This is a genomic window from Variovorax sp. VaC1 (genome assembly GCF_043658315.1).
In the GTDB taxonomy this organism is placed as follows: domain Bacteria; phylum Pseudomonadota; class Gammaproteobacteria; order Burkholderiales; family Burkholderiaceae_C; genus Variovorax.
The window spans coordinates 442,259-453,391 of sequence record NZ_JBIGLT010000004.1 but is presented as its reverse complement, the minus strand read 5'-3'; the positions used below and the strand labels follow the sequence as shown (position 1 = coordinate 453,391).

The window sequence follows — 11,133 nt, the reverse complement described above, 5'->3', positions numbered from 1 at the left end:
TCAGAGCCAGTAGACAACGCGGCGACGGTATTTGGCGAACAGCAAGGTGGCGATCACGAGGCTGACGGCTGTCCAGCACAGGATGCCCCACCAGTTATGGGCATCGGCGACGCCGCCCATCAGCGGAGTGCGAAGCAGGTCCAGCATCTGGGCGAAGGGGTTCCAGAGGATGTATTTGGCGCGTGCGGGCAGGCTCGAAGGCACCCAGAACACTGGGGTGAGAAACATCAGCATTTGCATCACGCTGGTCACGATCTGAGTCACGTCGCGGTAGCGCGTGCAGATCAGTCCGAGCAAGAGCCCGAGGGCGTGGGCATTGACTATCAAGATGAGGAAGGCTGGCAACACCAGCAGCGTCGACCACGACAGCGAGATGCCCGCCCACAGCGCTACCGGCACGTAAAGCACGATCTGATGGGCGAACTGGATCAGATTGCGTGCCAGGCTGCGCCAGACGAAAAGGCTGATTGGAAAGTAGCCTTGCTTGAGGTAGTTGGAGGACCCGACGAAGGCATTGCAAGCATCCGTGACCACACTGGAGAAGAACGCCCAGAAGATGACCCCGAGCGCCAAGTGAGGGAAGAACTCGCTCAGCTTGGTGCCGAAGAGCGAGGCATACAGCGGCCCCATCCCGCTGATCATGACGCCCATGCTCAGCGTGAGCCACAATGGGCCTAGCATCGAGCGCCGATAGCGCAGAACGATGTCGAACCAGGCCAGCGTCCACCAGATGTCCGTGCGGCGCGTGCCTTCCCACCAGTCAGATAGGGCGCTTCGATGTAGATTGGATTGAACTTGACTCATACCCGTCCGTAAGTGTCTGCCAGGCGGACGATGTCGTCCTCGCCCAGGTAACTGCCACACTGGACTTCGATGAGCACCAGTTCTTCGTCGCCGATGTTGGTCAAGCGGTGTTTCTCTTTCAATGGGATATAGCGGTACTGGCCCGATAGAGTCTCGTGCTCGGTTTCGCCGATTTGCACGATACCCCGCCCCTGGACAACGACCCAGTGCTCCGCGCGGTGATGGTGATATTGCAACGAGAGTGATGCGCCCGGCATGACCGTGATGCGCTTCACCTTGTAGCCCTCTTCTTCTTTGAGTGCCGTGTAGGTGCCCCATGGGCGGTTGACCACTGCAGGCGACTGCACCGTTTCGTGCTGGCGCGCCTTGAGCGCATCGACGACATTCTTGACTTGTTGCGCGCTGCCCTTGTGCGCAACCAAAAGTGCGTCGGGGGTGTCGACAATGATCAGGTCATGCAAGCCCAGTGTCGCGACGACCTTGGAGGCATGGCTGTCAACCTGTACATGGGTGCCGGTGGTATCGATGGCAACCACATTGGATGGCATGGTGTTGCCGCTTGCATCGGGCACGAGTGCCTTGGCCAGTGCAGGCCAGGAGCCGACATCGCTCCAGCCGAACTTGGCGGGCACCACATGGACGTTGTCGGCTGGCTCCATCACGGCGTAGTCGATGCTGATATCGGGCTGAAGCCCGAAAGCATGGAGATCGAACTGGATTGCATCTTCGGTGGCTTGCGACGATTCGAGGGCGTGCCGTGCGGCAGCCAGCAACTCTGGCGCATGCTTTTCGAAGGCCGCGACGATGGCGTCCGCAGTGAAACAGAACATGCCGCTGTTCCAGTAGTAGCGGCCGGTTGCCAAGTACTCCTGTGCAGTTTGAAGGTCGGGCTTTTCGACGAAGCGCTTGGCTGGCTGGCTTTCCCTTGAAACCTGCGCGACCTCGACGTAGCCGAAGCCGGTGTCGGGGCTGGTCGGGCTGATGCCAAAAACAACCAGTGCGCCTTGTGTGGCGAGCCGGAACGCCTGGCTCGCGCTTGCGACGAATGCCTCGACGTCAGGCACCAGGTGATCGGCGGAAAGCACGAGCATTACCGTGTCGCCACTGAATTGCTGGATGCACTGCAAGGCGGCCAGAGCGATTGCCGGGCCTGTGTTGCGTCCCTTGGGCTCGAGCAGCAAGGTGGTCTCGGGCGGATCGGACATCTGCCGAAGCACGTCCTTCGTGAGAAAAAGGTGGTCCTTGTTGGTGACGATCATCAGGTCGCCGGTACCGCACGCCTGTCCGCGTTCAATCGCTTGCTGCAGCAGGGTCGAGCCTCCCAGCTTCATGAAAGGCTTGGGAAAGGCTTGCCGCGAAGCGGGCCAGAGTCTGGAACCGGAGCCTCCCGAGAGCACCACTGAAAGCACCCGCATTTTTTATACCCTGTCTTTATGGAGCGATAATTTTACCGGCCCCTCTTGGGCCAAGCCGTGACCAAGCGTTCGTACAACGCGCCGCGCATTGCGCGCAACGGCCTTTCTATCGCACGGCCATGGCCTCACCGCGAGTTTTCGGGATGATCGACCTTATTTTATGAGGCCCACGCTGCCTGTCGCACAACAAGGGAGAAGGCCTTCTTCCTCACGCCCCGCCGAACTGACCAAGGCGCAGCTGCAGGCGCGCGTGCGCGCGCTGGAGCACCAGGTGCAGGCCATGGAGCGTTCGACCAGCTGGCGTCTGACGGCCCCGGTGCGCTGGGCCAGCCGGGCTGTGCAGCGGTTGCGCGGCGCGCAGCCGGCCGCCGCGGGCATTGCGGGGGGCAACTACATCGAATGGATCGCCCAGTCCGCCGCGCGGGACGCGGGAGCCCTGGACGTCTTGGCCGAAGAGGCTTCGCGCTGGCAGGCGCCGCCGCTGATCTCGGTCCTCATGCCGACCTACAACCCGCGCCCGGCCTGGTTGCGCGAGGCCATTGCCTCGGTGCGTGCGCAGACCTATGCCCATTGGGAGCTCTGCATTGCGGACGATGCCTCGACCGATCCCCAGGTGGCTGAAATTCTCGACGCCTGTGCGCGCGAAGACGCCCGGATCCGCTGGGTTCGCCGGCCGGTCAATGGCCACATCTCCGAGGCGTCCAACAGCGCGCTCGCGCTGGCCGGTGGCGAGTGGGTCGTCCTGATGGACCACGACGACCTCCTGGCCCCCGACGCGCTGCTTCGCGTCGCGCATGAGCTCCGCGCGCATGCCGATGCCCGGATGATCTATTCGGACGAAGACAAGATCGACGCCACCGGCCGGCGCTACAACCCGTACTTCAAGCCCGACTGGAACGTCGATCTCTTCCTGTCCCAGAACATGTACTCGCACCTGGGCGCGTATCAGCGCGCACTGGTGCTCGAAGTCGGCGGCTTTCGCAAGGGTTTCGAAGGTGCGCAAGACTACGACCTCGCCCTGCGCTGCATCGAGCGCATCGCGCCGCAGCAGGTCCGGCACATCCCGCATGTGCTTTATCACTGGCGCGCGCATGCCGAGAGCACGGCGCAGTCCGCCGGGGCCAAGCCCTATGCCGAGATCGCGGGCGAGCAGGCGCTGAACGAGCACTTCGAGCGCACCGGCGTCGCGGCCCGCAGCGAGAGCACGCCTTACGGCTATCGCACGCGCCTGTCCGCGCCCGCGCGGTGGCCCCGGGTCTCGCTGGTCATTCCGACGCGCGATGCACTCGATCTCGTGCGGCAATGCATCGAAAGCATCGTCACGCGATCGACCTATCCCGACTACGAGATCGTGCTGATCGACAACGGCTCCACCGATCCGCAGGCCCTGCGCTACTTCGACGAACTGCGCGGCCTGCAAGGCTTCAAGGTGATTCGCGACGACGGCGAGTTCAACTACGCAGCGCTCAACAACACGGCGGTGGCGCAGGCCGGCGGCGAGATCGTCGCGCTGATCAACAACGACATCGAGGTCATCACGGGCGATTGGCTCGAGGAGATGGTGTCCATCGCCCTGCAGCCGGGCGTTGGCGCGGTCGGCGCGAAGCTGCTGTACCCCGACGACACGGTCCAGCACGCGGGCGTGCTGCTGGGCATCGGCGGCATTGCGGGCCACGCCCACAAGCACCTGGCGCGCACCGACGGTGGCTACTTCAATCGTGCCCAGCTCACGCAAAGCTTCAGCGCGGTGACGGCCGCTTGCCTCGTGGTGCGCAAGTCTGTCTATGAGGAGGTCGGTGGCCTCGATGCCGTCAATCTCAAGATCTCGTACAACGACGTCGATTTCTGCCTGCGGCTGCGTGAAGACGGCTATCGCAACGTCTGGACCCCCTATGCCGAGCTTTACCACCATGAGTCGGCCACGCGCCCTCGCGACCTCGACCCCGCGCAGCGGGAACGCGCCGCGCGCGAAGAGGGCTACATGAAGACCCGATGGGCCGCCGTGATCGGCAACGACCCCGCCTACAGCCCCCATCTGGATCTCGATACCGAAGACTTTCGCCTCGCATGGCCGCCAAGGCGGGCACTGGCTGACGGCGCCGCGATGGGCGCTCAACCATGAACGCTTCCTCCCCACCTCCGCGCAACCGCCTCTGGCGGGCGCTGGCCTTCATTCCCAATGCCGTCTACAAGGGCGGCGGCCTCGGTGGCGCGGCTCGGCGCGCCATGCAGATCTTCCGGCAATCGGGGGTGCGCGGCGTTGCGCGTTCGGTGCGCGTGCTGCTGCGTGGCGATGGCCCGCCGTTGATGGCAGATGCTTCGCGTCCCGACCGGTTCCAGTACCGGGAGTGGCTCAAGCGCCACGAGTCGCCACTGACGCCGCAGGCACGCCAGGATCTGGAGACGCAGGCAAGCCGGTGGCCGCGCAAGCCGGCCTTCGCTCTGACGATGACCGCGGCGGACTCGTCGCTTCAGGCGTTGGAGCGCGCCGTCGCTTCCGTGCGTGGGCAGGTCTATCCGCACTGGCGATTGACGCTGGTTGTGCCTGCGTCGCTGTCAACGCAGGCACGCGCATCGCTGGACAGTCAGGCGAGCGCCGACGGCCAGATCGATGTGGCGGAACTGCAATCGCCGGTCGGCGCTTCAGCCGATTGGCTGGCCTTCTGCGACGCCCGCGATGCGCTGGCTCCCGATGCCTTGTGGCGCGCCGCTGAAGCCGCGGTGCGCAATCCCGATGTGGCGCTGATCTACACCGACGAAGACCGCATCGCCGATGACGGCCAGCGCTCAGCGCCGTATTTCAAGCCCGACTGGAACATCGACCTGCTGAGGTCGCAAGACTATGTGTCGAGACTCGCGTTCTTCTCCGCCAGCCTGGTGAGCGAACTCGGCGGCCTCGATGCCAGCTTCGGCGAAGAAGCGGCTGCCTACGACCTCGCGCTGCGCTGCGCCGAGCAGTTGGCGCCCGAGCGCATCGTGCACATCCCCAAGGTGCTGTACCACCGCCATGTGGCGTCGGCCGACAACGTCCATGCGATGGACCCCGCCGAGTACGCGCCCGAAGGTGGCGAGCGCGCGCTGCAGGCGCACCTGGCGCGCAGCGGCATCGCCGCCACGGCGGAGCGCGGGGTGCACGGTTTCCGTGTGCGCTACGCCTTGCCTTCGGAGCTGCCGCTCGTCTCGCTCTTCATCCCCACCCGCAATGGCTTGAAGCTCGTGCGCCAGTGCATCGAGAGCATCCTCGAGAAGACGCTGTATCCCCGCTACGAGATCATCCTCGTGGACAACGGCTCCGACGATCCGGAGGCGCTGCGGTACTTCGAGGAAATTGCGGCGCGGTCCGGCGTGCGGGTGCTGCGCGACGACAGCCCCTTCAACTACTCCGCGCTGAACAACGGCGCCGCGGCCATCGCCAAGGGCGATGTCTTCGGGCTGATCAACAACGACATCGAGGTGATCTCGCCCGACTGGCTGGGCGAGCTGGTCAGCATCGCGCTGCAGCCCGGCGTGGGCGCCGCGGGCGCGCGGCTCTGGTACCCCGAGATGACGCTGCAGCACGCCGGCGTGGTGCTGGGCTATCGCGGTGGCGTGGCCGACCATGCGCACCGCCGGCTGGGGCGCGACGACCCCGGCTACTTCGGCCGCGCGGCACTCATGCAGGGCTTCTCGGCCGTCACCGCAGCCTGTTTGGTCGTGCGCCGCGCGCTCTACGAGCAGGTGGGCGGGCTCGACGAGGTGCACCTGAAGGTGGCCTACAACGACGTCGACTTCTGCCTGCGCCTGCGCGAAGCCGGCTATCGAAATGTCTGGACCCCGTATGCCGAGCTGTTCCACCACGAGTCCGCCACGCGGCCGTCGGACCTGTCCGAAGCGCAGATCGAACGCTTCCTCGGCGAAGAGCGCTACATGAAGAACCGCTGGGGCGACCTGCTGTTCAACGACCCGGCCTACAACCCCAACCTGAGCCTCGAGATCGAGGACTTCAGCTACGCCTGGCCGCCGCGCGCGGCGAGGCTGCCATCGACGACGACATCCGCATGAGCGACAGCACCGTTTCCGTCGCGCTGTGCACCTACAACGGCGAGCGCTTCGTGCGCGAGCAGGTGCGCAGCATCTGCCTGCAGACACGCCCGCCGATGGAGATCGTGCTGTCCGACGATGCCTCGCGCGACGACTGCGTGGCCGTGGCGCGCGCTGCAGTCGACGAGTGCATGCGCGAAAAGCCCGGCTTGCATGTGCAACTGCGCGTGCTGGCCAACCCGGTGGCGCTGCGCGTGGTCAAGAACTTCGAGCAGGCCGTACGCGCCTGCACGGGCACGCTGATCGCGCTGTCCGACCAGGACGACGTCTGGTATCCCGACCGCCTCGAACGTCTGGTGGCCGAGTTCAACCGCCGCCCCGATCTGCTGCTGCTGCACTCCGACGCACGGCTGGTCGATGCACAGGGTGCGGCGCTTGGCGGCACGCTGTTCCACGCCATCGAGGTCACGCCGCACGAGCTGCAACGCATGCACGGCGGGCAGGCCTTCGACGTGCTGTTGCGCCGCAATGTCGTGACCGGCGCGACCACGGTCTTTCGCCGCACGCTGCTCGAATCCGCGCTGCCGTTCCCGGTCGAGTGGGTGCATGACGAGTGGCTCGCGATCGTCGCGTCGGCGGTGGGGCGCGTCGACACCGTCGAAGACTCGCTCATCGACTACCGCCAGCACGAGTCCAACCAGATCGGCGCGCGACGCGACAGCTTCATGGGCAAGGTGCGCAAGGCGCTGGCCTCGCGCGGCAACACGCACGTCGAGCGTGCCTACAAGGCCGAGCTGCTGCTCGCCCAGCTCGAAAGACTCGGTGCCGCAGTGGACCCCGCCACGGTCGACAAAGTGCGCGGCAAGCTCGAGCACCAGAATTTTCGTGCACGCCTGCCCGCGTCGCGCATCGCGCGCTGCATGCCGGTGCTGCGCGAAGCGATGACCGGGCGCTACGACAAGTTCGGCCGCGGCGTGCGCGGCGTGGTGCGCGACCTGTTCGAATCCGTATGAGCGACCTGGCTTCTTCAATGCCGCAACCGACCGTGAGTGACACCTTGCAGACTTCCACACCCCAGGCACCCACCGTCGTCGTCGTGATTCCGTTCTACAACGGCGCGCACTTCATCGAGCGGTCGGTCGGCAGCGTGTTCGCGCAGTCGGTGCCGGCCACCGAAGTGATCGTGGTGAACGACGGTTCGCGGCCCGAGGAGCGAGCCGCGCTCGACGCGCTGGCGCAGCGCTTTCCGTTCCGCATCATCGACAAGGAAAACGGCGGCCAGGGTTCGGCGCGCAACGCGGGCGTGGCCGCATCGACCTGCGAATACATCAGCTTTCTCGACCAGGACGACTTCTATCTTCCGAACCACATCGAGATACTGGTCAAGGGCATTCCGGCCGACGAGCCGCGCATCGGCTTCATCTATGCGGACCTGGCCGAGGCCGACGGCGAAGGCAACATCATCCGCGCGGCGATGGTGAAGGACCACACCTCGCACCACCCCAAGACGAGCATCTTCGAGATGCTGCGCCACGACATCTTCGTGCTGCCTTCGGCCGCGCTGGTGAGCCGCAAGGCCTTTGACGCGGTCGGCGGTTTCGACACCCAGTTCATGGGCTTCGAGGACGACGACCTGTTCCTGCGTATCTTCCGCAAGGGCTACACGAACCACTTTATCGACAAGGTGGTCACGGTCTGGTGCATCCACACGGGCAGCACCTCGTTCGACATGCGCATGATCCGCAGCCGCTTCAAGTACTTCAAGAAGCTGGTCGGCATGTTCCCGGACGAGCCGAGGCGCAACCGCTACTTTCTGCGCGACTACCTCATGCCGCGCTTCGGCCGCTACTTCATGGACCACGTGATCGAGGCGGTGAAGGCCGAAGACCCGAACCGCGCCGAGATGAGCGAGGTGCTCGCCGAGTACGCGGCCATCGTCTATGCGAACCCCGCCGTGGGCGGGCGCAAGAAGCTGGAACTGCGCACCACCATCTTCATGGTCGAGCACAGCCCGCCGGCGGTGATCCGCGCCATCGGCGCGCTCACGCGCCTGCCGGGCGTGCGCTCGCTGCGCCGGCTGCTCGGCTAGCTAGCGCGAGGGCTGTGAGGGCGGTTGCTGTTGTTGCGCGCCCCCTGTCAGCGCCGGATCGATGAAGGTGGCGAGCTGGCGGACGTATTCCGAACGCAGGTGGCCCGCGTCCTTGTAGATCGGGGTCCCGTCGGCGTCCGCGCGCGTGCACTGGTCGTTCTTGCACAGCGTCGGGATCGGGTCGATGACCGTGGCGCCGGCGCGAATGGCCATCTGGCGCATGCGCTCGTGCAGCGCCTTCTGCTCGGGAGGCCAGGGCGCGGTAGGTGACATGCGCCGCACGCTCATGTCGCCCAGGCGCCCGCCCTTGACCAGCTTCTCGGGGCCGAAGTCGTTGCCGATCGGGTTGTCCAGCACCAGGTAGACCGGCTTCTGCTTGGCCAGCGTCGTCATCACGACCTCGAGCATGCGCAGCGACAGGTCCACGCCCATGGCGTCTTTCAGCTGGGTCTTGGTCTTTCCGTCGAAGTAGTAGTAGCTGTCCTCCACGCCGTCGCCGGGGTCGGACTTCGGGGGATGGGCGAAGTAGCAGTTCCAGCAGGCGCCGAAGACCACGGCATCGACCTTGTCGCTGACGGCAATCCGCATGGCGCCCTCGCGGCGCTCCGCACAAAGGTTGGGTTTCTCGTCGTACACGTTGGGAATCGGCGGGCAGCCGCCCCAGGTCGCGAAGGACAGCGCGTCGAGCGTGTCGGGCGCGCGCTTTGCCAGCTCCACGGCGCGCGGGCCGTACTGCTCGATGTGACTGTCGCCGAAGAGCAGCACCTTGCGCTGGCCTTGCCCGATCTGGAACAGCCCTTCGCCGCCGACCTCGACCGGGTTCAGCCCGTCGGGGTAGGTCCAGTCGCGCGATGCCGCGGTGATCTTGTTGAAGTAGGGATCGCTGTGCCGGCCCACGTAGTACCGGCTGGCCGCGAGCAGGCCCAGCAGCACGAAGCCCACCATCACCACCACGAGCGCCGACGTGACGGCCGGGTTTTCGCTCCTGCGCGTGCGGCGCTCCACGAAGCGGTAGGTCAGCCATGCGAGCAGGAAGGACGCGAGCAGTGCCAGCAGGCGAGTGGTGTCGGAAGGCGTCTGCCCCTCCAGGATGCGGGCGTAGGCCAGCAGGGGCCAGTGCCAGAGGTACAGCGGATAGCTGATCAGGCCGACCCACACCATGGGGCGCGAGGCCAGCACGGTGCGGTTCAGCACACCGGTCGGACCCGCCGCGATGCAGAAGAACGCGCCCAGCGTCGGCAGGAGCGCCCACCATCCCGGAAAGGCCTTGCCGCCGCGGATGAAGCACAGGCCCAGGACGATCAGCGCCAGCCCCGCGACCGACTGCGCATGCCGGCGCCAGCCGGGTATCGGCGGCGGCCGATGCAGCCGCATGTACGCGAGCATGCCGCCGATCATCAGCTCCCAGAAGCGCGACAGCGGCGAGTAGAACGCGGCCGTGCGATGGGCGTGGATGGTCGTGACGTTGACCAGGAACGACGCCGCCGCCACCGCCCCCAGCACCGCGAGCACGCGCCATTTGCGCTTCCAGGCCAGACCCAGCAGCAGCGGCCAGAAGATGTAGAACTGCTCCTCGATCGCCAGCGACCACAGGTGCAGCAGCGGCTTGGTTTCGGCCGCGTTGTCGAAGTACCCGGCCTCACTCCAGAAGGCGAAGTTCGAGACAAAGCCCGCGCCAGCCGCCACGTGCTTGCCGAGCTGCTCCCATTCGTGCGGCAGCAGGGTGTACCAGCCGAAGGCGAAGCTCGCGAGCAGCACCAGCGCCAGCGCCGGAAAGATCCGCTTCACGCGCCGGGCATAGAACTCGCGGTAGCTGAAGCCCTCGCCCTCGAAGCTGCCCAGGATGATCGTCGTGATCAGGAAGCCCGAGATGACGAAGAAGATGTCGACGCCGGTGAAGCCGCCCGGCATCCATTCCGGGAACGCGTGATACCCGAGGACCGACAGCACCGCCACGGCGCGCAGGCCGTCGATGTCCGGGCGGTATTTCGGGTGGAGAAGGTGGGCGGGCTCGTGAGGGAGCGTCGGGCTGCTCGCGGTGGTGGTCATCGTTGTTGGAGCCAGTAACGCCAGAACGACCCCGACAGCCACACCTTCAGCAGGCTGATCACATGCCAGTACAGATATTTCTTGCTGCGATGGCTTTCGCGCTGCGCATCGTGCCGGGCAAGCAGGTCTTCACCCACCTGCAGCTGCCAGCCCGCGAGCCGGGTGCGGGCGCAGATGTCGAAGTCTTCGCCGTACATGAAGAAGCGTTCGTCGAAGCCGCCGACCTGGCGGTAGGCCTCGCTGCGGAACAGCATGAACAGGCCCGGAATCCACGCCGGCACCTGGGGCCGCACGTAGCCCGGCTTCTTGCGGCCGACGATCTCGAAGGGGGTGAGCAGCGCCCGATGCGGCTCCGGCGCGGTCTTGCCGGGCTCCAGGATGCGCGGTGTCAGCAGGCCGGCGTCCGGCGTGGCCTGGGCCAGCAGGGGCGACAGCACGTCGCTGTCGAAGCGGATGTCGGGGTTCAGTACCAGGAACCACGGCGAGCCGCAGCGCTCGAAAGCCTGGTTGTGATTGGCGCCAAAGCCCTTGGGGCTCGGGTTCTCGATCCGCTCGACCTCGAAACCCCAGGCCTGGCCCGCGAGCACATCGGGCTCCGGAATGTTCAACGTGAGCACGACCTTGGCGATCGACGCACGGCTGTGGCGGTCCAGCTGCGCGAGCAGCGGCTGCACCAGCGCAAGCTGGCCATGGCTCACGATTGAAATGGTGATCGGGGGGCGGGGGGAGGGGGGCGTGGGCATGGTCTAATTTCGC

The 11,133-nt window shown here is 65.9% G+C and carries 8 protein-coding genes; 4 read left to right on the top strand and 4 right to left on the bottom strand.

Annotation, left to right across the window (positions count from 1 at the left end):
- A complete protein-coding gene (locus tag ACGLHS_RS18975; protein WP_394482166.1) occupies positions 1-804 on the bottom strand; it encodes an ABC transporter permease in 804 nt (267 codons plus the stop codon).
- On the bottom strand, positions 801-2,219 hold the full coding sequence (locus ACGLHS_RS18970) for a mannose-1-phosphate guanylyltransferase/mannose-6-phosphate isomerase (protein ID WP_394482164.1): 1,419 nt from the start codon (positions 2,217-2,219) through the stop codon (positions 801-803). The genes ACGLHS_RS18975 and ACGLHS_RS18970 overlap by 4 nt, the downstream gene beginning before the upstream one ends.
- 160 nt (positions 2,220-2,379) lie before the next feature.
- Here ACGLHS_RS18970 and ACGLHS_RS18965 point away from each other — a divergent pair, with 160 nt between their 5' ends.
- Genes ACGLHS_RS18965 through ACGLHS_RS18950 form a run of 4 tightly spaced genes read left to right on the top strand, consistent with a single transcriptional unit; the run spans position 2,380 to position 8,328 of the window.
- Positions 2,380-4,341 carry a glycosyltransferase family 2 protein gene (locus ACGLHS_RS18965; RefSeq protein WP_394482162.1) on the top strand — a complete coding sequence of 654 codons (1,962 nt, stop codon included), beginning with the start codon at positions 2,380-2,382 and terminating at the stop codon, positions 4,339-4,341.
- Positions 4,338-6,260, top strand: coding sequence for a glycosyltransferase family 2 protein (locus ACGLHS_RS18960; protein WP_394482160.1), 1,923 nt, complete (start codon positions 4,338-4,340; stop codon positions 6,258-6,260). The genes ACGLHS_RS18965 and ACGLHS_RS18960 overlap by 4 nt, the downstream gene beginning before the upstream one ends.
- On the top strand, positions 6,257-7,252 hold the full coding sequence (locus ACGLHS_RS18955) for a glycosyltransferase family 2 protein (protein WP_394482158.1): 996 nt from the start codon (positions 6,257-6,259) through the stop codon (positions 7,250-7,252). The genes ACGLHS_RS18960 and ACGLHS_RS18955 overlap by 4 nt, the downstream gene beginning before the upstream one ends.
- Before the next feature lie 44 nt (positions 7,253-7,296).
- Complete coding sequence (locus ACGLHS_RS18950; RefSeq protein ID WP_394482156.1) at positions 7,297-8,328, top strand: glycosyltransferase family 2 protein; 1,032 nt, start codon at positions 7,297-7,299, stop codon at positions 8,326-8,328.
- Here ACGLHS_RS18950 and ACGLHS_RS18945 read toward each other — a convergent pair whose 3' ends face one another.
- Both ACGLHS_RS18945 and ACGLHS_RS18940 read right to left on the bottom strand, forming a co-directional pair.
- The gene (locus ACGLHS_RS18945) at positions 8,329-10,377 is read right to left on the bottom strand and encodes an acyltransferase family protein (protein WP_394482154.1); all 2,049 of its coding nucleotides are present in this window, start codon (positions 10,375-10,377) and stop codon (positions 8,329-8,331) included.
- Positions 10,374-11,120 carry a glycosyltransferase family 2 protein gene (locus ACGLHS_RS18940; RefSeq protein ID WP_394482152.1) on the bottom strand — a complete coding sequence of 249 codons (747 nt, stop codon included), beginning with the start codon at positions 11,118-11,120 and terminating at the stop codon, positions 10,374-10,376. The genes ACGLHS_RS18945 and ACGLHS_RS18940 overlap by 4 nt, the downstream gene beginning before the upstream one ends.
- Positions 11,121-11,133: the final 13 nt, after the last annotated feature.

Coding starts and splice junctions, on each gene's coding strand:
- ACGLHS_RS18970 (WP_394482164.1), bottom strand. CDS start 2,219: ATGCGGGTGCTTTCAGTGGTGCTCTCGGGAGGCTCCGGTTCCAGACTC.
- ACGLHS_RS18975 (WP_394482166.1), bottom strand. CDS start 804: ATGAGTCAAGTTCAATCCAATCTACATCGAAGCGCCCTATCTGACTGG.
- ACGLHS_RS18945 (WP_394482154.1), bottom strand. CDS start 10,377: ATGACCACCACCGCGAGCAGCCCGACGCTCCCTCACGAGCCCGCCCAC.
- ACGLHS_RS18955 (WP_394482158.1), top strand. CDS start 6,257: ATGAGCGACAGCACCGTTTCCGTCGCGCTGTGCACCTACAACGGCGAG.
- ACGLHS_RS18960 (WP_394482160.1), top strand. CDS start 4,338: ATGAACGCTTCCTCCCCACCTCCGCGCAACCGCCTCTGGCGGGCGCTG.
- ACGLHS_RS18965 (WP_394482162.1), top strand. CDS start 2,380: ATGAGGCCCACGCTGCCTGTCGCACAACAAGGGAGAAGGCCTTCTTCC.
- ACGLHS_RS18940 (WP_394482152.1), bottom strand. CDS start 11,120: ATGCCCACGCCCCCCTCCCCCCGCCCCCCGATCACCATTTCAATCGTG.